This window comes from Rheinheimera sp. 1928-s (assembly GCF_029269265.1).
Lineage (GTDB): Bacteria > Pseudomonadota > Gammaproteobacteria > Enterobacterales > Alteromonadaceae > Pararheinheimera.
In genome coordinates, this window is the sequence record NZ_JARIXP010000002.1 from 85,428 (window position 1) to 110,105 (window position 24,678).

At 47.2% G+C, this 24,678-nt stretch carries 25 protein-coding genes; 6 read left to right on the top strand and 19 right to left on the bottom strand.

Going from position 1 to position 24,678, the window contains the following annotated elements; all coding sequences use genetic code 11:
* Positions 1-10: 10 nt before the first annotated feature.
* The 14 genes from P3C17_RS05295 to murJ form a co-directional block, all read right to left on the bottom strand.
* Positions 11-952, bottom strand: coding sequence for a PilW family protein (locus P3C17_RS05295; protein WP_300928433.1), 942 nt, complete (start codon positions 950-952; stop codon positions 11-13).
* 1 nt (position 953) lies between these two features.
* Positions 954-1,445: a prepilin-type N-terminal cleavage/methylation domain-containing protein gene (locus tag P3C17_RS05300; RefSeq protein WP_300928434.1), complete on the bottom strand. Its 492-nt coding sequence runs from the start codon at positions 1,443-1,445 to the stop codon at positions 954-956.
* Positions 1,446-1,508: 63 nt separating this feature from the next.
* A complete protein-coding gene (locus P3C17_RS05305; protein ID WP_300928435.1) occupies positions 1,509-1,934 on the bottom strand; it encodes a type IV pilin protein in 426 nt (141 codons plus the stop codon).
* Positions 1,934-5,389 carry a PilC/PilY family type IV pilus protein gene (locus tag P3C17_RS05310; protein WP_300928436.1) on the bottom strand — a complete coding sequence of 1,152 codons (3,456 nt, stop codon included), beginning with the start codon at positions 5,387-5,389 and terminating at the stop codon, positions 1,934-1,936. Before P3C17_RS05310 ends, P3C17_RS05305 begins: the two co-directional genes overlap by 1 nt.
* Before the next feature lie 18 nt (positions 5,390-5,407).
* A complete protein-coding gene (locus tag P3C17_RS05315; RefSeq protein ID WP_300928437.1) occupies positions 5,408-5,938 on the bottom strand; it encodes a PilX N-terminal domain-containing pilus assembly protein in 531 nt (176 codons plus the stop codon).
* A 2-nt stretch (positions 5,939-5,940) separates the two neighbouring features.
* Positions 5,941-6,873, bottom strand: coding sequence for a prepilin-type N-terminal cleavage/methylation domain-containing protein (locus tag P3C17_RS05320; RefSeq protein ID WP_300928438.1), 933 nt, complete (start codon positions 6,871-6,873; stop codon positions 5,941-5,943).
* Positions 6,870-7,295 carry a type IV pilus modification protein PilV gene (gene pilV, locus P3C17_RS05325; RefSeq protein ID WP_300928439.1) on the bottom strand — a complete coding sequence of 142 codons (426 nt, stop codon included), beginning with the start codon at positions 7,293-7,295 and terminating at the stop codon, positions 6,870-6,872. Before pilV ends, P3C17_RS05320 begins: the two co-directional genes overlap by 4 nt.
* 9 nt (positions 7,296-7,304) lie before the next feature.
* A complete protein-coding gene (locus P3C17_RS05330) occupies positions 7,305-7,835 on the bottom strand; it encodes a GspH/FimT family pseudopilin (RefSeq protein WP_300928440.1) in 531 nt (176 codons plus the stop codon).
* A gap of 160 nt (positions 7,836-7,995) precedes the next feature.
* Entirely contained in the window at positions 7,996-8,925 is a 930-nt protein-coding gene (gene ispH / locus P3C17_RS05335) for a 4-hydroxy-3-methylbut-2-enyl diphosphate reductase (protein ID WP_300928441.1), read from the bottom strand.
* A 2-nt stretch (positions 8,926-8,927) separates the two neighbouring features.
* A complete protein-coding gene (gene fkpB, locus P3C17_RS05340; RefSeq protein ID WP_300928442.1) occupies positions 8,928-9,359 on the bottom strand; it encodes an FKBP-type peptidyl-prolyl cis-trans isomerase in 432 nt (143 codons plus the stop codon).
* On the bottom strand, positions 9,356-9,898 hold the full coding sequence (lspA, locus tag P3C17_RS05345; protein WP_300928443.1) for a signal peptidase II: 543 nt from the start codon (positions 9,896-9,898) through the stop codon (positions 9,356-9,358). The genes fkpB and lspA overlap by 4 nt, the downstream gene beginning before the upstream one ends.
* A complete protein-coding gene (gene ileS, locus P3C17_RS05350; RefSeq protein ID WP_300928444.1) occupies positions 9,898-12,726 on the bottom strand; it encodes an isoleucine--tRNA ligase in 2,829 nt (942 codons plus the stop codon). The genes lspA and ileS overlap by 1 nt, the downstream gene beginning before the upstream one ends.
* A 54-nt stretch (positions 12,727-12,780) precedes the next feature.
* On the bottom strand, positions 12,781-13,713 hold the full coding sequence (gene ribF / locus P3C17_RS05355; RefSeq protein WP_300928445.1) for a bifunctional riboflavin kinase/FAD synthetase: 933 nt from the start codon (positions 13,711-13,713) through the stop codon (positions 12,781-12,783).
* Positions 13,714-13,764: 51 nt separating this feature from the next.
* Positions 13,765-15,339 (bottom strand): murein biosynthesis integral membrane protein MurJ, encoded by a 1,575-nt coding sequence (gene murJ / locus P3C17_RS05360; protein WP_300928446.1) that lies wholly within the window; start codon positions 15,337-15,339, stop codon positions 13,765-13,767.
* 172 nt (positions 15,340-15,511) lie between these two features.
* Here murJ and rpsT point away from each other — a divergent pair, with 172 nt between their 5' ends.
* Positions 15,512-15,787: a 30S ribosomal protein S20 gene (rpsT, locus tag P3C17_RS05365; RefSeq protein WP_008900529.1), complete on the top strand. Its 276-nt coding sequence runs from the start codon at positions 15,512-15,514 to the stop codon at positions 15,785-15,787.
* Positions 15,788-16,002: 215 nt separating this feature from the next.
* On the opposite strand, the gene P3C17_RS05370 is transcribed toward rpsT, so the two are convergent.
* Positions 16,003-16,302 (bottom strand): metalloregulator ArsR/SmtB family transcription factor, encoded by a 300-nt coding sequence (locus P3C17_RS05370; RefSeq protein ID WP_053425924.1) that lies wholly within the window; start codon positions 16,300-16,302, stop codon positions 16,003-16,005.
* 266 nt (positions 16,303-16,568) lie between these two features.
* On the opposite strand from P3C17_RS05370, the gene P3C17_RS05375 reads away from it, so the two are divergent.
* Both P3C17_RS05375 and P3C17_RS05380 read left to right on the top strand, forming a co-directional pair.
* Entirely contained in the window at positions 16,569-17,906 is a 1,338-nt protein-coding gene (locus P3C17_RS05375; protein WP_300928447.1) for a M20/M25/M40 family metallo-hydrolase, read from the top strand.
* Complete coding sequence (locus tag P3C17_RS05380; protein ID WP_300928448.1) at positions 17,906-18,400, top strand: hypothetical protein; 495 nt, start codon at positions 17,906-17,908, stop codon at positions 18,398-18,400. Before P3C17_RS05375 ends, P3C17_RS05380 begins: the two co-directional genes overlap by 1 nt.
* A gap of 15 nt (positions 18,401-18,415) precedes the next feature.
* On the opposite strand, the gene P3C17_RS05385 is transcribed toward P3C17_RS05380, so the two are convergent.
* Positions 18,416-18,775, bottom strand: a complete 360-nt coding sequence (locus tag P3C17_RS05385; RefSeq protein WP_300928449.1) for a hypothetical protein — start codon at positions 18,773-18,775, stop codon at positions 18,416-18,418.
* A gap of 243 nt (positions 18,776-19,018) precedes the next feature.
* Between P3C17_RS05385 and smrA the strand changes: the two genes are divergently transcribed.
* Complete coding sequence (smrA, locus tag P3C17_RS05390) at positions 19,019-19,597, top strand: DNA endonuclease SmrA (RefSeq protein ID WP_300928450.1); 579 nt, start codon at positions 19,019-19,021, stop codon at positions 19,595-19,597.
* Positions 19,598-19,759: 162 nt separating this feature from the next.
* On the opposite strand, the gene P3C17_RS05395 is transcribed toward smrA, so the two are convergent.
* The 3 genes from P3C17_RS05395 to P3C17_RS05405 all read right to left on the bottom strand — a co-directional run bounded on the left by P3C17_RS05395 (position 19,760) and on the right by P3C17_RS05405 (position 21,782).
* Positions 19,760-19,909 carry a hypothetical protein gene (locus tag P3C17_RS05395; protein WP_300928451.1) on the bottom strand — a complete coding sequence of 50 codons (150 nt, stop codon included), beginning with the start codon at positions 19,907-19,909 and terminating at the stop codon, positions 19,760-19,762.
* Between the two features lie 188 nt (positions 19,910-20,097).
* Positions 20,098-20,862, bottom strand: coding sequence for an enoyl-CoA hydratase-related protein (locus P3C17_RS05400; RefSeq protein ID WP_300928452.1), 765 nt, complete (start codon positions 20,860-20,862; stop codon positions 20,098-20,100).
* Positions 20,862-21,782, bottom strand: coding sequence for a glyoxylate/hydroxypyruvate reductase A (locus P3C17_RS05405; RefSeq protein WP_300928453.1), 921 nt, complete (start codon positions 21,780-21,782; stop codon positions 20,862-20,864). Before P3C17_RS05405 ends, P3C17_RS05400 begins: the two co-directional genes overlap by 1 nt.
* 102 nt (positions 21,783-21,884) lie before the next feature.
* Between P3C17_RS05405 and P3C17_RS05410 the strand changes: the two genes are divergently transcribed.
* The gene (locus tag P3C17_RS05410) at positions 21,885-22,688 is read left to right on the top strand and encodes a UDP-2,3-diacylglucosamine diphosphatase (protein WP_300928454.1); all 804 of its coding nucleotides are present in this window, start codon (positions 21,885-21,887) and stop codon (positions 22,686-22,688) included.
* Positions 22,689-22,788: 100 nt separating this feature from the next.
* Positions 22,789-24,495: a lysophospholipid acyltransferase family protein gene (locus P3C17_RS05415; RefSeq protein ID WP_300928455.1), complete on the top strand. Its 1,707-nt coding sequence runs from the start codon at positions 22,789-22,791 to the stop codon at positions 24,493-24,495.
* The last annotated feature ends 183 nt before the right edge of the window (positions 24,496-24,678 follow it).

Below are 24,678 nucleotides of genomic sequence, written 5' to 3' on the forward strand. Positions count from 1 at the left end.
CGACCTCCTTTTATAAGCGTGTGTTGCTAAATGCCACAGAACTGCTGACTAACAGGCGTCGAAACGGATCAGAAGGAGCCTTAAACCATTGTTGGCCCATCTGGTAAAGCTGGTTGTTTTGGTAACTAAAGTCTTGATCTAAACTACGTAACAGCAGATAAAACTTAATATTAATAATACGGTGTTTTTGTTGCTGCCAATGCTGTTGCTGCATTTGAACTGTGCTTAAGTAATAATCCACCTGGCCATCTAAATTAGCGTCCAGACCGAATTCAAAATGCATCCTCTCGACCCCATCCATAATTGAATCGGTATCCATCACTGCTTGTCCTGCCGCATTACGGATCAATCGCTTGCGCATTAACACCGGCACTACATCGCCAGCATGTTTTTGTTCGCTGATATAAAACACCTGATGGCTGTATGGCCAATACAGCGAGTCGGGGATCAGCTCTGCACTGGAGCTGCTGACAAAACGGTTGCTGGCCGCTGAAGTTTCAAAATAAAATCGGTTTGTGCGCATTTGGGTGGCTAATACATTGCTGCCAACTATACGTTTAAACTGCAACAGCTCGGATCCGGCTTTGGGCTGATTTAAACAGTTCAGATGCTTTTTTTGCTGCACTTGTTCTGCATAAAGAGTCAGGTAAGGCAGGTCTTTCAGCGGGAAACTGCCCGCATCAAACTCTGCAACACAGTCCCCTAATACCGGAGGCAACTGATGTGAGGCTGAGGCCACATCAGCCAAACTGCGGCCTGCGAAAAACATCATATTTGGCAACTCAGACTGAAACAAACTCAACAACATCTGGCTATTTTGCTGCAATTGCACCAGCTGCTGGGTTTGTCGGTTGGATTGCTGAGTGGCAAACAAAGTCCCAATCAAAAAGGTCATCAGCACTAAGCCTAAAGTCAGACTGACCAGCACTTCCAACAAAGTGAAACCGCGCATCTCAAGGCACCACCACAGAAAGTTGCAGCCGGTTGGGCGATAAATCACAAACAGATGTCGGACGCTGAATTTGCACTTTGGCCTGAGAGCGCCAACTTAACTGCACCAATTTCTGATCCGCTTGCTGACGAATGCAAAGCGCAGGTTGTTGCAATAGTTTCAAACTTTGGGGGTGACCAGAAGCACTTAAGGTGCTGTATAAATGAAACTGACTCAGCTGTTCTGCATCACAAGAGTGGTTTTCTGTGCACTCTGCTGATTCGGCTGTAGCCCAGAGCGGATGAATTCCGTCGTAATACCCGGCTGAACTTTCATGACTTGCCATACGGCTGGCAAGCTCAGAGGTTAAGGACAAAGCGATGGTTTGTTGAGTCGCCATAATCACTTGCTGGCGGGCAAACAAAGACGCACTTAAAGCGCCAAGCCCTGTCAGGCACAGTAATAATAAACTGATCAGAACTTCGGTTAAGGTAAAACCAGAGGCAGTCGGCATATCCTTGCGCCTGTGAAAGTCCGTTTACTTTAAATTTACCTGCGTTCCTTAAAAGGTCAAATCTTACCAGCACTTTTTTACAATGGTCGCACCAGTGCCACCGTTAGCGCCTTTGATACCCGCCTGGTTGTAACTTAACGAAGTACAGTCGTCATCGGCCTGCGCACCTTTAGCCGTTGCGGTCAGAGTAAAAGTGCGGCTGGCTAAATTACTAAGCTCAAAGTTATACCGGTCAGATAAGTCGTTGCTGCATTGCAAAGTTGGCAACTCTGTTGCTGCGCCATTATTGGTAGCGTAGGTCATATTGGTGGTGTACACCCTTTCCATAAACTGGGCGTATTCCAATAAACAGGCAGTAGCACTGGCGCGGGCACTGCCTAACATATAGCCCTGGTACGAAGGTACAGCTATAGCTGTTAAGGTGCCTATGATCGTAATAGCGATCAGCAGCTCAATCAGGGAAAAGCCAAGGGCTTTGGTACTTTGCATTAGTTGTCTACCTCGCGCCATGACACACGGCCACGCCTGATTTGGGTGTTTACGTCTAAGTTCACCACATTAGTGTCAGCTAAACCTACCGCCATTTTGTCTTCAAAAAACAGCGGCTCAGTTGGCATGCTGTTAAAACGCACGCCGGACAATTCCGCTATGTCATCTCCTTCAGCCACGCCGTCGTCCTGATTAAAACCTTCATCGCCTGAAATATCGAAAAAATGGTACTTCAAACGGCCACCATGAAAAGGATCGATCGCCATCACATAACCATCCCCCTCCGGATTACAGACATTGCTGTCCGGGATAATGCTGTTTACCACTAAGGTAGTGCCGACTAAACGTGGTGACGACACAATACGTTCGCGAACATCGGGCAAGTCGATAAACCAGCCTTGAAACCCAGCCATATCGTTGGGTGCCGAAGGCGATATAGTGCGGCCTTCGGTGCCATTGCTGTGGCTGACATTGGTTAAAGTGCGCTCTTTCAGTAAAGTGCGGCCAGACAAAGCGGTGCCATCCATAATGCCATACCAGCTTTGTTCGTCATCCAGTTGCGGGTCTGGTGTTTCCAGATAACGGCCTGTGCCAAAAAACAGCCACAACTTGCCGGTCTTAGGTTCAGAGCCAAGGGCTATGCCGCCGGTAATAGATTGTGGATCTCCGGCTGCATCTTCAGCCTGATACAAAGGCTCTCCGCCATAAGCGATGGCCCAGTTGCCCGGGTTGTTTGACGATAAATCAAACTTCCAGACATTGCCTTGTAAATCTCCGGCAAAAAACCAATCGGTATTACCATTTTTACTGTAATCCCAACCTTCAATCTGGCCTAAACCTGTATCGCCTGACCCCGTTGTTACCTCCAGATCATTGCCGCCTGCCATAACAACACCGGTTTCAATATCCAGCACTAACAAGCCTGGCCGTCCTGTGCTGTTGTTGTAACCATAGCCAATCACCACAGCCCATTTGCCGTTATTTAAGCGAGTGATCACAGGTTTGGCAGTGGTGATCCCTAACTGTGGAAAGCTTTTATCCCATAACAAGCTGGCTTCGCTGATTTGCCCCGGGTTGGTGATATCAAGGGCAAACAAACTATTACCACCCCGGCCAGTGCTGCCAACCAGTACAGTACGCCAACTGCCATCAAAATACACATCGGCCGACACTGCTGTGCCATCAACAAAATAATCTTTTTGGATCACACCGCTGACATTGGGTTCACTCAGGGCTTTCAGGTTTGTAGCAGCCGTCAGCATCTGCTTTGGCACATAAGCAAAAGCTTCAGCACCGGTTGTGGCGTTAAAAGCGTGTAACATACCGTCATTGGCACCGACATAAATCAGTGGCTGCCGGTTTTTATAAGCCGCGATATGCGCTTTGTAACTGCTGGCTTCGGGCCAGCTATAGGCATGGTAGTTAAAATTGACAGGTGCACCAACATACACAGGAGAGGAGTTGGCGATATCCCCTAAAGCTGTGGATCTGTTGCGATAACCGCCACCATTTTGTTGCTCCAGCGCGCTGTTACCCCGTAAATAATCCACCACATTACTGCTGCCCAAAGCGGCCTGCTGACTGCCAACACCACTGGTTAAGTTGGCCCAGACAAACACATCTGCAGCTGTTTCTGTTTTGCCAAAATAAATCACTCTGTCGTCCCAGTCTGGCATTTCTTCAGCTGCGCTCCAGACATAACTGGTGGTATCTTCGATGTTGTAATTCACCAGATCACCACTCCAGTCACCGCTGTTAAAGCGGCCCTGATAGACACTTTGTTCGGCCTGCAATGACGTGGTGGTACCCGCTAAATTTGACCCCGACGCGACCCGGGCAATAATAGCGGATAAGGTATTGGATAATCCTGTAGCAAAAGCATCAGGGTCGGCGGCACTGAAAAAGCCCCCTCTGCTGTTCACAGCCGCATGTAACAAATCATCAATTTTTGCTGGTTGGGTGGCTAAAGGATCAGGCCATGAAATAGCACTGGCCGAGCCAATAGCGTTAAAAGCTGTAGCGGAACTGATAGTGCCTTCAACCCCAAGCCCCACACCAAAAGTCACCATATGTTGCCAGAACGCAGGGTTGATTGGGCTGGTCGGAACCAGGTTATCCAAATCGGTACGTAAATCCCGTTTCCAATAGTACATAGCCACGTCGGCCAGCGTATTACTGCGATTATCTGAAAATGGCCCTGCTGGCGCATAGACATATGAAGTGCCGCCGGGTTTGCTGATGTTTTGGTTATTGGTGGTACTGCCGTCGTTGTTACTGCGTGCAGCTGCAGTTTGGGCTTGAGAGGCACTGTCTTCGCTCCAGTAGCCGTCTGTCATCAAAATGCTGTAGCTCTGGCGACACATAATATGCTGGCTATCATCGTCAGAACCCGGATTTTCGCCCCAAGGCCCTTTATTGTCGGTTCTGGAGTAGTACAAACCTGCGTCATTTAAAGCTTTGCGCAGTGGGGTGCCGTTGTAATCGTACACCCGCTCGTACAGCTGATCGTAAAAATTCTGTTTGGCATTACCGGTAAAAGGCCGCACGCCGTTGATAATGGTACTGACACTGACACCATCCACAGTACTGCTGCCTTTGTTAATGGCACCAAAACCAACTCTTAGGGCTTCGGTCTGAGTAGAAAAAGCCCGGCCTATACCGGCCTGAGAAGCCAATAAGCGAGAGCGGTAATAAGTGTACCAGTTGGCAAAGTTCTGCATTTCTTGCGCATAACTGCAGGTTCCTGCCGTGCAATCAGTGCGATTAATTCGCCCTTCGCCGCTGTAGCTTAAAGTGGCAGCATTAATTTCTACACGTTGGTAATTGGTATAAGTAAATAAACTGCCGCCCGTATGGTTGTAGTAGACCGCCGGGTAAAAAGTCCGGCTGGCAGTCACGTTCTGACAATTGCTTTTTGTTGTTGCCGTAATAGTGCAATAGCGCCAGCCCGCGCTGGACGTTTCATTCACGGTCAGGTTACGGCTGCCTTTAAAAGTCCGGAATGGATGATGATAAGCAGCAACCGGATTAGAGTTTGGATAGGACGTACCGTCGGCTTTAATCCAGGGTTTATACGTCACAGACGGATTGTAATAGGATTTATTCAGCGCATAAGAGCGCATGGCTCTGGCATACAAGGCTTCGTTATTATTCGTAGCGTTCAGATTCGTCGCATTACTTTCATCCCGAAACGACACCACCTGATGTGTGGCATCCGAATCACCATAAATACCAGCCACTATAGGGTAAACATAGTGCGGATTATCTGCATAAAGATCCGGTGTGATCTCCCAGTGCATAGAACCTGAGTCATCGATCATAAACATGATATTGGGCTCTACCGAGCTGCCGGTTTGCAGGGGCGGTGAGGTTAGATCCAGCGCGGCGGCACTGTAAAAGCTGGTCAGCATCAAACTCAATGCCATTGATTTTGTGCAGGATGTTTGTAGTTTCATCACATCAGCCTTTGCAGATTAGCGCCTGAACAAACTTTGCAGCATGACTGAAGCCCTGCCGTTGTCCGACACTGTACGTGCCGTAATACGAAAAGTAGGTGATAAACAACCCACAGAAATTTTATCTTTGCTGGCCACGTCAGCGCATTCAGGCGGATAAGGCCAGTCGCCCATATATTCAATCAGATATTGAGCACCGGTGTCGCTGTTGCCATTGAGTGCTGTAGCGGTCAGCCAAAGCAGGCCATTGTCATTCCAGCGATCTTCTGCGCCAACCACAGGCAAATCATAAACCCCTGCGCCGTCAATCAAGGCCACAGGATCATTCACATTCAGTATAACCTCAGCCTCCAGCAACGCCGCTTCCACTTGTTGGTAGGACGATTGCCGATCGTACAAATTGGCACTCATACGTTCCTGTAACAAACTCGATTGCATACTGCTGACAGCCACCAGCGTAATAGCCAATAGCAGCAACAGGCTGATCACCAGCACAATGCCTTGCTGTTGAGATATGGGATAAGCTGACTGTGCTGTGGCTGGTTTCATCGCTAAATCCTGTTCCTGATACTGACCTGATAATTCATCCGGCTCATTTGTTCAGGTAACTGCAGATCCGAAGCACCAGTAGCTGCAAACTGCAATGAGATACGCACCGAAATAATATCCATCCAATCCGGCACCAGATTGGCGTCTCGCCAGCTTCTGCTGCGCTCGTCCATAAACTCCAGTTGTAAATCACTGACACCATATAGAATTTCTTCAGCAGTGCTGTTATTTCTGACCCGAAATAAAGAGGTACTTTGTTGATCTGTGCTGGGGGCTATATACCAGCTGATCGAATCAAAGTTCATCAGCATGGCATTGACTGCATATTGTTTTGCTGTGCCAGTTGCACCATCACACAACAAGGGAAAGCCCAAACCTGAAGTGCAGTTACTGGCATTCGCCTGATGAGAAACTCCGGTCAGATCGGTACCACTGGCACTAAAGATACTGCTTAAAGTTTCATCACAGAGGATCAATAAATCGCCATTTTGGATCTGGTGTTCCGTGCTGAGTACTAACTGATTTAATGCTGCATCATGTGATTCCACGCTGTAGCTACGACCAGAGCCAAACATCAACCGGATAGCATCGGTACCGGCCAGCGGAGTCACTCCATTGATCGCTGGAGCAGGCTGCTGAAAACCTTCAATGCCGCCGTTCCAGACCGCCCAGGCTGAGCCTGCCACATTGGCAGCATTAAGCACATTCACCACTCGAGACGCATTGCCACAACCTATATAACCGGAGCGGCGGATATCATTAGCCATGAGTTCAAACGTAGTACGACTGGCATTTTGTAACTCGCCCAACACCACATTCAGTTCAGCCGTTTTACTGTTGGATAAATACACGCCAATGACAGAGCCTGTCAGTAATAAGCCAAGCAGCATAGCGATCATCAGTTCAGATAAAGTAAAACCCTGCTGCTGTTTCATGGCCTCACCTGAATTTCGAAATTACTGGAACCTGCTACCTTTTCGTCCTGCCAGCTAATACTGATGGTATAAACACCTGCGCCTGCATCCCACTCTATTTCTGGGCAACTTGTAGTTCCTGTGGCGAGTTGTAACTGCAGTGCCCAGTCGGCCAGCAGTTGAGACTCGCAATTCCCCGCGTAAGAACCGGCCCTGGCGACAACAGGGTTGGATCGGATTATTTCAGTTAAAGTACCAGCCATAATCAGCGCAGTGGTGCGTTCCTGCGCACTTTGGCTATAGCGCACCGAGCTGCTTTGCAAAGCGGCTATACCCAATAAACCAATAGCCAGTACTAATACCGAAATCAGGATTTCAATCAAGGCTATGCCTTGTTGCCTGAAGCTGGAGCCATGGTGATTGTTGCTATAGAGGCTGTGCATCTGCATTCCTTATCCAGCGCCGCATTGGGACAGTTGAATACGGCTGCGTCCACCGGATAAAAACGCCAAAGTTCTGCCATTATCGGCAAACTCCGGGCCATCAGCACACAAGCTAAAACTTGAATTCAGCGGTTGATTGGTTTGACTGCGGATCAAGCCCTGACCACTAAAACGCAGCTCTGTAAAACCGGCACTGATGATCAGCCGCCCGTCAAAACGTCCGGCCCGGATCACTGTAGGGGGTGAAGCGGTATCGACCAGCACCCAGCCTTGCCAGGAACCACTTGCAGCCGAACAGTCACTCAGTTCGGCATTGGCTTTGCATAAACGTATAGTTTGATTTTGTTTAATGGCTTCAGAGCGCGCCAGTTGGATCACAGAAAGCAGTTCATTGGCTTGCCCGGACAAACGGTTTCGGGCTAATAAATCAGTAAAAGACGGCACAGCAACAGCCACAAGCACCAACAGCACCAGAAGGGAAATCATCAGTTCAATCAGGGTAAAAGCTTTTTGCCGCTGCAACAAAGGACGATCATCCATTTGTTTACTACTCCCATAGGCCACCTGCTGATATGGACCAAGGGTTTAAGCATAGCAAAAGATCGGCAGGACGCTAGGAGCTCAACAGCACAGCGATGCCTGAAGTGCAGGCTTCAGGCATCGCTGGTTAACAGAGGGAAAATTATTTGAAAACAGACTATTATCGAAGCTCTGCCGGCACAGCAAAAATAACGTTTTCTTCACGGCCTGGGTGCTCAATCACTTGTTTGCCACCCCATTCAGTCAAACGCTGTACGACCTGCTGCACCAGTACTTCAGGTGCTGAAGCACCAGCTGTTACCCCCACAGATTTGACATCTTTTAGCCAGTCCTGCTGAATATCAGCAGCGGTATCAATCAGGTAAGAGCGACAACCCATTTTTTCAGCGAGTTCTCGCAAGCGGTTCGAGTTGCTGCTGTTTTTTGCACCGACCACCAGTAACAATTCTGTTTTAGCAGAAAGTTCACGCACCGCATCCTGACGATTTTGTGTGGCATAACAGATATCGTCTTTACGTGGCCCTTCGATATCAGGGAAACGTTTGCGCAGCGCATCAATCACATCAGCGGTATCATCGACAGATAAAGTGGTCTGGCTGCTGAAGCATAACACTGCAGGGTTTTTCACCTGCAGCTTTTCAACGTCTTCGACCGACTCGACCAGGTAAATACCACCTTCAGCGTTGTCGTATTGGCCCATAGTGCCTTCCACCTCAGGGTGTCCGGCATGACCAATCAGAATACATTCAATACCTTTACGACTTGCGCGGGTGACTTCCATATGCACTTTAGTGACCAAAGGACAAGTGGCATCAAACACTTTCAACCCACGTTGCTTCGCATTTTCACGCACCGCCTGCGACACACCATGAGCACTGAAAATGACGATGGCGTCATCCGGCACTTCGTCCAGCTCGTCAACAAAAACTGCACCGGCACGACGTAAGCCGTCCACCACAAATTTGTTATGCACCACTTCATGACGCACATAAATAGGCGGCTCATAAATTTCAAGCGCGCGGGAGACGATGCTGATAGCACGGTCTACACCAGCACAAAAACCACGTGGATTGGCGAGTAAGATATCCATAATTAATTGATAACCTGTACGATTTCAACATTAAAGGTCAGAGTCTGGCCTGCCAGCGGATGGTTAAAATCCACAGTCACAGACTCTCCTACCACTTCACGAATAAGACCCGGCAGCTCAGAACCATCTGGCATAGCAAAACCTACGATCATGCCGACTGTTGCCGGCGCGTCTGCAGAGAACTTACTGCGGTCGACATAATAAATATTGTCGGGGTTTGGCATACCGTAGGCATCCTCCGGCGCCAGCGTAAAAGTACGTTTGTCGCCAGCAGCCATACCGCCTAACTGAGCTTCAAAAGCGGGCGACAAGCTGCCGTCCCCCATTTGCAGTTTGGCGGGTTTGTTATGCACACGGGTGCTTTCGGCGGCGCTGCCATCGGATAATTTAATATCAAAGTGAAATATCACAGTACTGCCTGGACCTATGATCACTGCTTGTCTCCTGAAGTCACTTTTTGGCTTTCGCTTTCGTTAGTAAAGCTATCCCAAATCAGTAAAACTGCGCCAATACTGATAGCACAATCGGCGATATTAAAAATAGGGTACTGCCAGCTCTGATAAAACACATGCAGAAAATCAACCACATAACCATAGAGGCTACGGTCAATTAAATTACCAATAGCACCGCTGATAATCAGACTCAAGGCTAAAGACAACTTCACCTGAGCTTTCGGTAAACGGCTTAACCAGATCGCTAATACGATACTGACGACTACGGCGATCACTGTAAATAACCAGCGTTGCCAACCACCAGCATCACCTAAAAATGAAAAAGCAGCGCCATAGTTACGGGCATAAGTGAAATTAAATACCGGCAATAAGGACACGGATTCGCCTAAGCTGAAGTTCTGAATGACCCATACTTTGCTAAGCTGGTCAGCGACCAGCACCAACAGCACCAGCCACCACCAGCGCCAGCCTGTTTCTCTGAATAAACCCGCTTTCAATAACGACCCCTCAAATAAACGCATCAGGCAAACTTCCTTACTTCACCAGCACCTTCGACGTTATCCACACAGCGGATACAAATCAGCGGATGCGCCGGATTCAAACCCACATCGTGTCTGTGGTGCCAGCAACGATCACACTTAGGCGCAGTAGATGCGTTCAATACCACAAAGAGGTTATCCATTTCGGTCGCTACTGCATCAGCAGGAGCAGCTTCAGCGGATACCACAGCAGTGGAGGTGAGCAAGGCAAAACGTAACTCATCACCGATAGAGGTCAGGTCTGTTGCCAGTTGGCCTTTAGCATACAAGGTCACTTCAGCTTGTAATGAAGCACCAATTTTGCCATCACGACGGCCTACTTCCAGCACCTTGTTGACTGCATCACGCACTTCCAGCAGTTGTTGCCAGAAGGCATCATCAAACTGACCTGCAGGCACGGTGTCTAAACCCTGATACCAGACTTCAGTAAAGACAAACTCACTGTGCTGACCTGGCATCACTTCCCAGATTTCCTGCGCTGTGAAGCTCATAATAGGCGCCATCCAGCGCACCATGGCCTGTACAACATGGAATAAAGCAGTCTGGCAGGAGCGACGGGCTAAGCCATCGGTTTTGGCTGTGTATTGACGGTCTTTAATCACGTCTAAGTAGAAACTACCCAGCTCCACAGTACAGAAATTCATTAACTTCTGGCTGACCTGATGGAACTGGTAGTTCTCATAGGCATCGACAATTTCCTGCTGTAATTTGGCAGCACGTTGCACCAGCCACAAATCCAGCTGCACCATCTCTTCAAATGGCACCAGTTGCGTCTCTGGCTCAAAACCTTTTAAGTTCGCTAAAAGGAAACGGGCTGTGTTACGAATACGACGGTATTTGTCGGCAGCACGGTTTAGGATTTCATCAGAGACAGTCATCTCTGAGGTGTAATCCGTAGTCGCTACCCATAAACGCAGGATATCGGCACCTAACTTGTTCATCACGTCCTGCGGCGACACCACATTGCCCAACGACTTGGACATTTTGCGGCCTTCACCATCCACAGTAAAACCATGGGTCAGTACTTGTTTGTATGGCGCGTGGTGTTTAATTGCCACACCAGTCATCAGGGAGGACATAAACCAGCCACGGTGCTGATCCGAACCTTCTAAATAGAGATCCGCCTGAGTGGCACCATGGAACTCAGCACGAGGCTCAATCACACAAGCGTGAGTCACACCTGAGTCAAACCAGACATCCAGCGTGTCTGTCACTTTGACATATTGAGCTGCATCAGCGCCCAACAAAGTTTCAGCCTCTAAATCAAACCAGGCCTGAATACCAGACTGCTCCACTAACTTAGCAACTTGCTCCATCAAAGCCTGAGTATTTGGGTGCAGCGCACTGGTGTCTTTGTCGACAAAAAGCGCGATAGGCACGCCCCAGGTCCGTTGACGGGAAATACACCAGTCCGGACGACCTGCCACCATGTTTTCAATACGCTGCTGACCCCAGTCCGGGATCCAGCGGGTTTTGCCAATTTCTTGCAGTGAGGTACTGCGCAGGCCTTTTTGTTCCATGCTGATAAACCACTGCGGCGTAGCACGGAAAATAATAGGGGTTTTATGGCGCCAGCAATGTGGGTAGCTGTGCGTTAAGGCTTTATGCACCAGCAGCTTGCCAGCATCTTTTAAAGCTTCCACCACAGAGTCGTTGGCTTTAAATACGTGCTGACCTGCAAAAAGTGGCGTATCCGGCAGATAGACGCCGTTCGCGCCTACAGGGTTAGCGACTTCTAAGTTGTATAACTTACCGACAGTAAAATCTTCCGGGCCATGACCTGGCGCCGTATGCACAGCACCGGTACCAGAATCTGTTGTGACGTGATCACCTAAAATCACCGGCACTTCAAAGTCATACAACGGGTGTTTTAATTTCACCAGCTCCAGAGCCTGACCTTTGCAGAATCCAAGATTATGGTAATGCTCCACACCAGCGCGAGCCATTACAGCAGTGACTAAATCTGTGGCTACAATTAAACGCTCAGGGCCGTTTGGTCCTTGTTCGACTTGCACCAGGCTGTAATCAATTTTGGCATTCAGGGCCACAGCACGGTTGGCCGGAATAGTCCAGGGTGTGGTCGTCCAGATCACTACCGACACAGGACCAGAACCGGTATGACCTTCAGGGTGATCGAATTTATTCACATCAGCTTCGTTCACCAGCGTAAAACGAACATCAATGGCCGGTGATACTTTATCCTGATATTCCACTTCAGCTTCAGCCAAAGCAGAACCACAGTCTGTACACCAGTGCACTGGCTTAAAGCCTTGCTGCAAATGACCATTGTCGATGATACGACCTAAAGAGCGGATGATATTGGCTTCGGTGGTGAAATCCATAGTGCGGTATGGATTGTCCCAATCGCCTAAAACACCTAAACGGATAAAGTCGACTTTCTGTGCTTCGATTTGCGTCAATGCATAATCACGGCATTTTTGACGGAATTCAGCGGCGCTCAGCTTCACGCCTGGCTTGCCGTATTTCTTTTCAACGACCAGCTCAATAGGCAAACCATGACAGTCCCAACCCGGTACATAAGGGGCATCGAAGTCAGACAAGGTCTTGGCTTTAACAATCATATCCTTGAGGATTTTATTGACCGCGTGACCAATGTGAATGTTACCGTTGGCGTATGGAGGGCCATCGTGCAGGATAAAGGTTTTTTTACCTTGTTTGGCCTGACGAATTTTCTGGTACAGATTTTTTTCTGTCCAACTGGCTAACATCTGTGGCTCACGCTGCGCAAGGTTGGCGCGCATGGCAAAAGCCGTGTCCGGTAAATTCAAAGTCTGCTTGTAGTCAGTCATCCGTTGTTGTTCCGTCTTCTTTAAGTTTAAATTCGTTATCGTGTTGCCAGTGACTTAAGCCGATGGCAAGCCAAAATAGCCGCGTGCCTGCTGCGCATCTAAAGCAATTTGTTGCTGCAATTGCGCAAGGCCGTCAAAACGTCGCTCGGGCCTGATTTTCTTTTTTAAAATCACTTCAATCTGCTGGCCGTATAAGTCGCCGTTAAAATCAAAAAAATGAGCTTCAAGCTGCTCTTTTTTACCCTGCAAAGTCGGTCTGGAACCAATATTGGCGACACCATGGTAACGGCCCATTTGGGTTACAGCTTCAATGGCATAAACACCATGCACAGGTAAATTCTTACGGTAAAGCCAGACATTGGCTGTTGGAAAACCCAACTGACGCCCTACTTTCTGGCCATGCCGCACCCGCCCCATTAATGAGAATGGCCGGCCTAACATTTGTGCTGCCAGCTCTAACTGATCCTGCTCCAACGCCTGGCGAATTAACGTACTGCTAACCCGTTGATCATTTTGTTTCAGGCTGGCGGTGCTGCTCAAACCAAAACCATGCTGCACTGCAGCTTGTTGTAGCAAAGCAAAATTTCCGGCACGGTTTTTACCAAAACAAAAATCATCACCGACAATCAGATGCTTTACACCGAGTTTATTCAGCAATAAGTCCTGAATAAATTGCTCTGGCTGCTGACTGGCAAAGTCACGGGTAAAAGGCACGCAAAGCATGCGATCCACACCTTGTTGCGCCAGCCAATGGTATTTTTCCCGAAAACGGCATAAACGCGCTGGTGCAGCTTCAGGGTTAAACAGCTCCAGTGGTTGGGGTTCAAACACCATCACCACTGCAGGTAAATTCAACTCTGCCGCAATAGCTTTTAATTGCGTCAGTACTGCCTGATGTCCCAGATGCACGCCATCAAAATTGCCAATAGTTAAGACGCAGCCCTGATGTCTGGGTTGAATTGTATGTAAGCCGCGAATTAACTCCATTCGGTATTCTTACTCTGCTGCTGCGAAAAGTGCCCGATTATAACCGCATAATCATTTGCTTTCAGCATTTGTCTGGCGTTTAAAATCGTTCAAACGCACACCAAACACAAAAAGTAAAACAAAGTAGGCCGCAATAGCAAAAGCAAAATAAGCCAATAAATGCAGCACCTGACCTGATAAACCTAAAGCAATCCAGCCAGTGAGGTCAGGCATCACATAAAAAATACAGCCTGCCATCACAGCGGCGGCGATAAAAGCTTTGGCGATAAACCAGCTGGTTTTGTTGCTGAAACTATAAATATCGCGCTGCTTTAAGCCACGATAAAGTAAATATGCATTTAAAGTACCGGACATAGCTGTGGCTAACGCCAGACCAACATAACTTAAAAAAGGCGCCAGCATCAGGTTAAACGCCATATTGGCGACCATAGCGATAATGGCGATGCGCACCGGGGTTTTAATATCCTGGCGTGCATAAAAAGCAGGTGCCAGCACTTTAATCAACATAAGCGCAACCAAACCAGTGTTATAAGCGATCAGGCTGTAAGAGGTTTTCACTACATCATCGGCGCTGAATTCACCACGCATAAAGACCGAAGCAATAATAGGTTCTGCCAGCACTATTAAACCCATCATGGATGGAATACCAAACAGGCAAATAAAACGCACAGCCCAGTCGAGGGTGTATTTAAAAGCTTCTTCGCTGGCGGATGCGTAATGACGTGACAAGCCAGGCAAAATCACAGTGGCAATGGCGATACCAAATAAACCTAAAGGAAATTCCAGTAAACGGTCAGAGTAATACAACCAGCTGACAGCACCTGTGACTAAAAAGGATGCGATAATGGCATCCAGTAATAAGTTAATCTGACTGACGGAAACACCAAATAAAGCAGGGATCATCAAAGTGCGGATTTTCGTCACGTTGGGGTCTTTCCAGCCCCAGCGTGGCATCACCAATAATCCGGCTTTAGCTAAAAACGGTAGTTGGAACAAAAACTGAATTAAGCCGCCTAAAAATACCCCCCAGGCAATGGCTTCAGCCGGGTTTTGCATTTGCGGCGCCAGATAAATAGCAGCCCCTATCATGGCAATATTTAAAAATACCGGAGTAAAAGCCGCTACGGCAAATTTGTTATAGGTGTTCAGCACAGCACCAGATAAAGCGACAAAAGTGATAAACCATAAATAAGGAAAGGTGATTTTTAACAGGAAACTGGCCTGAATGTATTTATCACCCTCTGGTGCACCGTCTAAATAAGCGTTAAACCAGCCAGCACCAAATAACATCATCAACACAGGTGAGCCAATCACCGCCAGTAAAGTGACTCCAGTGACAATAAAACCTAAGGTCCCCGCTGCTTTGGCAATCAGCTCCCGCACCGCATCATCGCCATGTTTTTCTTTTACTTCAGCCAGTACAGGCACAAAAGCTTGTGAAAATGCGCCTTCAGCAAATAAACGGCGCAAAAAATTAGGAATTCGATTGGCCATAAAAAAAACGTCGGCCATAGCACCTGCGCCCAGTACGTTGGCAACAATCACATCACGTACCAAGCCCAATACCCGTGAAATAAGGGTCATAAAGCTTACGATCATGCCTGATTTTAATAATTTTCCTGACACAGACTGCTCCTGCAACGACATTTCTGCTATTTTCACCCGAGTCAGAGTGGATTACCAGCGAAGGGCTAATTTTATTCTGTAATCTGTCAAGGAAACCATTTGACAAGGGCCTACAAAATAGGCATATTATGCGGCCTTTAAAGGTCCCGGTTTAGTTTTTAGGAGTGTTACCTTGGCTAACATCAAGTCTGCTAAGAAGCGCGCTATTCAATCAGAAAAGCGTCGTCAGCAAAACGCAAGTCAGCGCTCAATGATGCGTACTTTCATGAAGAAAACATACGCTGCAGTGTTAACTGCTGATCTGGCTGCTTCACAAGAAGCGTTCAAAAAGATGGTTCCAATTTTGGATCGTATGGCAGACAAAGGTCTGATCCATAAGAACAAAGCTGCCCGTCATAAGTCACGCTTAAATGCACATGTTAAAGCTTTAGCTACTAAAGCCGCTTAATTTCAATTCGCTGTTGTTCGCAACAGCTTATTGTGACAGTGCAATAAAAAAACCACCGCAAGGTGGTTTTTTTATTCGCCGTCATCCATGACGCTCACCCTCCGGGCCAACGCGTTGCGTTGTTCAAAATTGCTCCTGGCAATTTTGTATTCGCTAACATCCATGGTGCTCACCCTTAAGGGCCATCCTTGGTGCAATAAGCCACAGAACCTTCTTTATTTCTTCTCACAATAAAGTTTATGCAGCAGTCCAATTAAAGCGACGGCCTCTTCACTATGGATACGATAAAACACGGTTTGAGCTTCTTTGCGGGTTTTCACCAGTTTTTGTCGTCTGAGTACAGCTAAGTGCTGAGACAAAGCCGACTGGCTTAAACCCAGTTTGTCATTCATCTCTGTGACTGATAATTCAGACTCTAATAAATAACACAAAATCAGCAAACGGCGTTCATTGGAAACCGCCTTCAGCAGCTTGGCTGCCTGCGCCGAGTTTTTCAGCATTTCTTCCAATTTCATTTTGTTGCTTCTTTGATCTAAAAAACAGCATTATGCCGTCGGGTCATTCGCTTACACAATACGATCTATTCTCATCTGTCGTGTTTCAAGCTGTACCTGACTCATAGAGCGGAAACAAAAGGTGGAGTGCTTACATAAAAACAAAATCTTTATGATTCAAGTACACAACAGACTGCTTGCTTTGGCTTTTGGTCGCAATCTGCCAAATTAGTCTGGCGCTGTCGTGCTACATTGGCCAAATAATCAAAAAAAGGAGCATGTTATATATGAAGTTTTGGTTGAGTATAATTTCCGGTGCTTTATTAGCTCCTTCGGTATGGGCGGCCACAATGCCCAGCACCTTGGACCAGGATTTAGCTTATAAGCTGGTGGAGTCTTTAACAGTTGAAGTGGGCCCACGCATTGCAGGCAGTGAAGCGGATCGCCGCGCCGTGCAATGGGCTGTTACCAATTTAAAGCAACTGGGTTATGACAAAGTCTGGACTGAAGAGTTTGAAATGCCAGGCTGGACCCGGGGGCAGGCAAGCCTTGAAGTCGTTTCCCCTTTCGCTCAGCCTTTTGTATTAACTTCATTAGGTGGCTCAGTCGGAACACCTGCAGCAGGCATCACCAGCTCTGTCGTGATGTTTGACAGTATTGAAGCTTTGGAAAAGGCCGACCCGGCTTTAGTTAAAGGCAAGATTGTCTTTATTAATAAGCCAATGGCTAAAGACAAATCAGGATCTTTTTATGGGCAGGTGGTTGCAGCACGCTCGCGTGGTGCTGTAGAAGCTGCGAAGTTGGGTGCTGTAGCTATAGTGATTCGTTCTGTCGGCACCAGTAACAACAGATTTGCTCATACTGGCACCATGAAGTACGACGAAGCCATCACCAAAATTCCTGCCGTGGCCATTTCAGTGCCAGATGCGCAGAATCTGGCGAAAATGCTGGAACGCTCGCCAAAAGTAGAATTAAAACTACAAATGGACAACCAGCTGCAAACTGCCACCAGCCACAATGTCATCGCAGAAATCACCGGAACAGAAAAGCCGGATGAAATAGTGCTGATCAGCGGTCACCTTGATTCATGGGATCAGGGCACAGGCGCTTTGGATGACGGTGCTGGTGTGGCTTTGGTGATGGCAACAGGTGCTTTAATCCAACAAAAAGCCAAACCTAAACGCACCATCCGGGTTGTGCTTTTTGGTAACGAAGAAGGTGGACTGATTGGAGCCCGGGCTTATGCTGCTAAATATCATAAGGAATTAGGGAAGCACATTTTAGCTGCAGAGTCTGACTTTGGTGCAGGTCGCATCTGGCAAATCGAAAGTCGTTTTGGTGATAAATCACTGCCTTTTGCTAAAGAGTTACAGCAAAAACTGGCGCATCTGAATATTGGCTTAGGTGGCAATACAACCTACGGCGGCCCTGATGTTTCGGTATTGGCTGCTGCCGGAGTGCCAGTGCTGGCTTTATCGCAAGATGGTACAGACTATTTTGATTATCACCATACACCCAATGATACGCTGGACAAAATAGATCCCGATTCATTAAAACAAAACTTGCAAGCCTGGCTCATCATGACCGAAACTGTTGCTAACAGTTCAGTTAACTTACGTCACTAATGGCCAAACAACTCAAAAAGGCCTCGCTTTTAAGCGAGGCCGACAAGCAAAAACTACTAAAAAAAGCCGGCAACAAAAAGCCGCTCACTCAAGCTCAGACTACAACCACTGCAATTCCGGCTGCGCGCACCGTGACGCGCTCAGCAACACGGTCAAATAATGAGGAACAGACAAGCACTTCAACTGCCAAAAGTTTCAAAGTGTGGGCAGGTATCAGTATGGTCCTTTTAGTTGCGTTTATTCTGGCCCCTAAACCCCAATTAATTGAATACCAAAGTGCAGGATTGACCACTCAAAGTGTCTATATGCCAGGCTGGTTTGGTAAGCCTGGTGTCATTCTTGACACCAACCAACGCGCAGTATTGGCAGAAGAAGAGCAAAGCTTATATTTGTGTTTTGAAGGCCAAAGCAATGAGCAATGTGCGAAATACCGCCTACGTAAACAACAAGGCTTTATTGCCGCAGCGATCTTCTGGTACTCATCACGACCCTAATACAGAGCTCTGCATTCAGGAATGGCTGCGCCAGCAAATGCGGCATAACCAAAGTTGTATGCCCAGCACCAGCAGAATAACGGCCGATGGATACAACAGGAAACTCTGCGCATAGCTAAATAGCAACACACCACAGCTCAGATAAATAAAAGGCTGCAATTCATAACACCAAAATGGCAAAACACCCTGCTCTTTAAATTTAATACCGTATGGGCTGCGGCGTTTGTCGGTGCGTATAACCCATACCACTGCACCGACAAATATCAGTACCACACCAAATAAAGCAGCTGTCCAATGTGGTAGCCATAACACGCTTTGTGAACCACTGATCACATAAAGATAAGGCAAAGTTTCATAAAGCCGTTCGGGGATCATGATGCTCTCCTTGCTGGAATGAAAGTCAGTTTAAGCATAGAGCAAAGTAAAATAGTTGTTAAACAAATTGCATTTTAATTAATCAATTTTCTCAACCCTTGGATATCAATTCAGATAAGGTAGAAAAGCCCAGAGTGATGCACTGGCCTGGATGTAAAAAACCCGATGCAAAGCACTGCGGCTTCAAATAAGACGGGTATATAATGCGGCAATTCCCGGTCAGCTTAAGGCGGAGTAGTAATAATGCATGATGAAGATCTGGACTTATTTTTACAGGAAATGGCAGGAGTAAAACGCTTAAATGCCGATGCTATTGCCGACCCTAATGGTGAACACAATCCGAGTCTGGCTCAACTGGCACGGCGTAAAGCTGCAGAACAAGAAATGGAATACGACCCTAACTATCTGAGTATGGAGTACGTAGATCTGGTTGCGCCTGACGATGTGATTGCCTATAAAAAAGATGGAGTGCAGGATGGTGTATACAAAAACCTGCGACTGGGTAAATACCAAATGGATGCCACTCTGAATCTGCTGGGAAAAACCCTGGTTGAGGCCCGTGCTGCTTTATATAGCTTCATCGCTGATTGCCATCAGCGTGGCATCAGGACTGTATTGATCCATCATGGCATGGGACGCGATAGCAAACCTCATCCGGCGATCTTAAAAAGTTACTGTTTTAAATGGTTACCACAACTACCAGAAGTTCTGGCCTGCCATACCGCCTTAAAACCTCATGGCGGTTACGCTGCGACTTACGTGTTGTTGCAGAAAAATGCGGAACAAAAGCGGGAAAACCGTGAGCGGCATCAGAAGAAATAACAACTGTACCCAAATTAATTGGGTCAGGTAAGGGCTGGGTTTATCCCTGCCCGTTTTGCATTTGAATTACTGCTGCGGCGAACTTCTTTTCAGAAGATCAGATAGCCAATATTCAGGTTAGGAGGCTGTATACAAATACCCCCAAACTGCGGGGGTACCTGATCAGTGCAATCCATCGACCGACTGCTGTCCTTGTGAGCTATAAGTCACTTGTGTAGCTTCAGCTTTTGTTAAAAAAGCCGACAATGCCATTAATAACACCAAAATGGCGATTGCTGTAAAGCCAAGACCGCGACTGGACGCTTTACGCATATAAAACCTCAGGCTAAAAAAATATTGTTATTGTTCTTGCTTTTTTGTGGATCTTGAGCAATCCAAAACCAGTGTAGACAACTTGTTGTTTAGTTACAAGATTTACAATCAATTACAGCTAATTTTCTGATAGAGAGACAAGCAGAGACGCAAAATAGTCCCCGCTTTTAGGTTTTTTGTGGTGAGTTTTAGCTTTTTGTGGCGAGTTTATGCTGTAAAGCGGCAATCGCCTGACGGGCTGCGTCCTGTTGCAGACTGTAAAATTGTTGCTGATATTCAAATTCAACAGCCTGACTATGCTCTTTGCATTGCAACAATTGTCGCATCGAGCTTTTGGTTTGCCGCACTAACTCTGTGGGAACCGTAGCTAAATCGGCTGTCATTGTCAAAGCCCGGGGTAATAATTGATCAGCAGCCAACACTTCTTTGACTAAACCATATTGCCATGCTTGTTCTGCATTGAGTTTTTCACCACAAAATAACATGGCCATCGCTTGTTGCCAGCCGATCAATTGCGGTAATAACCAGCCATGCCCACCGCCTGGATGCAAAGCCAACTGGAAAAAACGACTATCAAACCAGGCGTCTTTGCTGGCTAAACGAATATCACACACCATCGCCAGATTCATGCCTGCACCTACGGCCGGGCCATTTACTAAAGCTATAGTTAAAAGTGGGCAATCTGCCACTTGACTAAAAGCCTGATACAACTGTTTCAGTTCAGAACCGTCCCCATCCACTGCATGTTGCAACACGGCTAAATCAGCACCAGCACAAAAAGCCCGTTCAGTTCCTATTACACATAAGACTTTCAGCTCTGGATCTAAACTCAGTTGATGCACAGCGGCTGCAATTTGTAAGGCAATTTCAGGCGTTAATAAATTACGTTTTTCAGCTGCGGTCAGCTGCAATACAGCAACATGACCCTGTTTTTCAATAGTAAAACTACTCATCAGTAGCCCCTTTCCCTGTTGACCAGATGCTTTAAAGGTAGCCCATTTATGGTGCGTTGATAGTTTTCAACAATCTGATGAATAGCAGTGTCCACATTGGTCACAGCAGAACAATGGGGAGTGACCAATACAGCCGGGTGCTGCCAATAAGGATCAGAGGCAGGCAAAGGCTCCTCACGGAATACATCCAGACAAGCGGCTTGTAACTGGCCAGAGTCCAAAGCAGCTAATAATGCGGCGTCATCGACTATGGCACCACGAGCCACGTTGACCAGAATCGCCCCTCGTTTAAAAGCATTAAGACGCTCTGTACTTAAGAAATTAGTGGTGTCTGGCGTCAGAGGCAATAAACAAATCACTACATCGGCGCCAGCAACAGCCTGTTTAAACCCTGGATCGCCGGCGTAGCACTGAACCCCATCCAGCTTTTTTAAACTGCGTGACCAGCCATTAACCTGATAACCCTGTTGTAAAAAATACTGCGCCGCCGCCTGCCCCAATTCACCTAAACCCAACACACAAATTTGTTGAATAGTGCGAGGGCTTTTGGGTTTCCATAGCTTCTGTTGCTGCTGGCGCTGAAATAAATCCAGCCGCAATTGGTAATGCAGCACTATACCGGCCAGATAATTCACCATAGAAGACGCCAAAGCAGGGTCGACAATACGGCTTAACGGCAAGTCAGGCAAAGTTGGATCCGACACAATACTATCCACACCAGCGCCAAAAGACTGCAGGCTTTTTAAATGACTTAACGCCGCTAACGAACCATGGGGTTGCTTCCAGACCACAGCCATTTGCACCTGTTCAGGTGCACTGTAATCCGGCCATTGTTGGATTAAAACTCCAGGCAATAAGGCCGTTAATTTTTCAACTAAAGAATCTAACTTACGATCGGGGATCACCAAAGCTATCGACATCTGTTCACCAAAGTTTCAAGTTTTCGTCATATCTCTGACATGGGCAAACTACATTCTACCCGAGCCTGAAGAACCAAGGCCAACAATTCGCAGGAGCTTTGTATGCTGCATTGTCGAACGATCTTCTTGTCTGACATTCATTTAGGAAATAAAGACTGTCAGGCCACCTATCTGCTGAACTTCCTCAATCAAACCAAAGCCGACACCATTTACCTGCTGGGCGATATCCTTGACCTGTGGGCTATGCAAAAACAAGTGTGCTGGAGTCCGGAGCAAAATGCCGTGATCCAAACGCTGCTGGCGAAAGCCGATCAGGGCACTGAAGTGATTTATATACCCGGCAATCATGATGAAGAGTTCCGCCACTGGGCAGGTCGCCAGTTTGGCACTATCAAACTGCAATTACGTGGCTGCCATACCACGGCTTTAGGCAAAAAATTGCTGCTGTTGCATGGCGATGAATTTGATAAAGAAGTGAACTTTGGCCGCTTTCACGCCTGGCTGGGCGACAATCTGTATGATTTTTTATTGTTTTTAAATCGCTGGAGCAACCGCATTCGCCGTGCTTTAGGTGGGCGTTATTTCAGTTTAGCCGCTTATATTAAAAGCAAAGTACCAGGCGCTCAGCAAGCCATTGCCCGTTACCGGGATGCAGCTGTGGCGAAAGCCAAAAGGTCAGGTTTTGATGGCGTGGTTTGTGGTCATATCCATCATCCGGAAATCAGCTTGCAGGATGGCATTATTTACTGCAACGATGGTGACTGGATTGATAACTGCACAGCCCTGATAGAGCAACAAGATGGCTCATTAACGCTGTACCACTGGACAGAACAAAGCCATACCTTAGCCGCAATGCCAATAGCCGTGCCGGCGGAAGAACAACCAGCTCAAAGCAAAGTTGCCTGAGCCGGTTAAAACTTCTACAAAAAGCCATAAATCTGACGCATTTTTGTCATGTTAACCCCCTACTCTCTGTACGGACAAAGGTCCTTACAGAGGTATCGCTATGATCAGTGTTGACCAAATGATGCAAACGCATCTGCCAAAACTCGAACAAAAACCCTGGTTAGCCAAACCGGTCAAAGGGGCCTTACGCCAACTTTTGCACGAACAGGAATTTATTGCCTTCGCTAAACGTTATCCGCATTTGCAAGGGATTGAATTTGTAGAACAAGTACTGGATTACTTTAATTTTGCCTATGCGGTGCGTGATAACGAAGTAGAACGTATCCCAAGCACTGGCCGTGTTGTGATTATTGCCAACCACCCTATTGGTTCGTTAGACGGTTTAGCTCTGATTAAACTGGTGCGGGATATCCGGCCTGATGTGAAAGTCATAGCTAACCAGCTATTAATGGCGGTTGAACCTCTGCATTCTTTATTGCTACCTGTGAATAATATGAGTGGTGGCACTGAACGTAGCCGCATCGATCGCATCAGTGATCACTTAGCAGCAGAAGGTGCACTGATTTTATTTCCAGCCGGTGAAGTGTCACGCTTAAAACCAAACGGTATTCGTGATGGCAAATGGCATGGTGGTTTTTTACGTTTTGCGATGAATGCCAAAGCCCCTATTCTGCCTATTTATATCGATGGCCGTAACTCAGCCATGTTTTATGGTGCTTCGATGATTTACAAGCCTCTGGCCACTATGCTGCTGGTGCAGGAAATGTTTAACCAGAAGCATAAAAACATTGCGATGCGTATTGGTGAACAAATTCCTTACGACAGCTTCGCTCATTTGGCGCTGGAAACTCAGGCCAAGGTAAAACTCTTTAAAAAACACTTGTACCGGCTCGCCAAAGACAAATCGCCGCTGTTTAAGACTCAAACTGCTATAGCGCATCCTGAAGATCGTATTTTGCTGAAAAAGGCCGTCGAAGCCTGCCCTCTGTTGGGTGAAACCAGTGATGGTAAACAAATTTATTTATACCAGTACCAACAGAGCTCACCTGTGCTGCGTGAAATTGGCCGCTTACGCGAAATCGCCTTCAGAGCTGTAGGTGAAGGCAGTGGTCAGCGCCGTGATATCGATCAGTACGACAGCTACTACGAGCAACTGATCTTATGGGACAAGGAAGACCTGGAAATAGTAGGTGCCTACCGTTTTGCCAATACCGCCAAAGTGATGGCAGAAAAGGGCCTGGCTGGCTTGTATACAGCCTCTTTATTCCAGTTTAATTCACAGATGACACCTTATTTAGACCAAGGCCTGGAACTGGGCCGCAGCTTCGTGCAACCTCGGTATTGGGGCAAACGTAGTCTGGATTATTTATGGTATGGCATAGGTGCCTACTTAAAACAAAACCCGGATATCCGGTATTTATTTGGTGGCGTCAGTTTATCCAACAGTTACCCTAAAGCAGCACGGGATCTGATGGTGTATTTTTACAGCCTGTATTTCCGCTGCCCTGAACAAAGTGCCGTACCAAATATTCCCTATGAATTACCAATGGATACGTTAAGTCAGCTACAGCAACATTTTAGCGGTGATAACTACAGTCAGGATTTTGTACAGTTAAAGCACTTACTGGCCAATATGGGCGTCAGTATTCCTACCTTGTATAAGCAATACAGCGAACTGACCGAACCTGGTGGTGTACGTTTTCTGGCTTTTGGTGTTGACCCGGACTTTGCTGATTGTGTGGATGGTTTAGTACTGGTGGATATGACTATGCTGAAAGACAATAAAAAGGCCCGTTATATCTCCTGATTTCCAGCGCTCTGTTTTAGACAAAGCAGCCTGTTCATTCAGGCTTTTTGTTTTTGAACTCTGCATTTGTTGTTTTAAATCAATAAAACAAGCAAAGCCAGAGCTCAGCCTTGTGCATTATTGATCTGGGGCAAAGTTTCACCACAGCAGAAGCGCAGAATGACGCCAGTTTCTTAAGCTAAG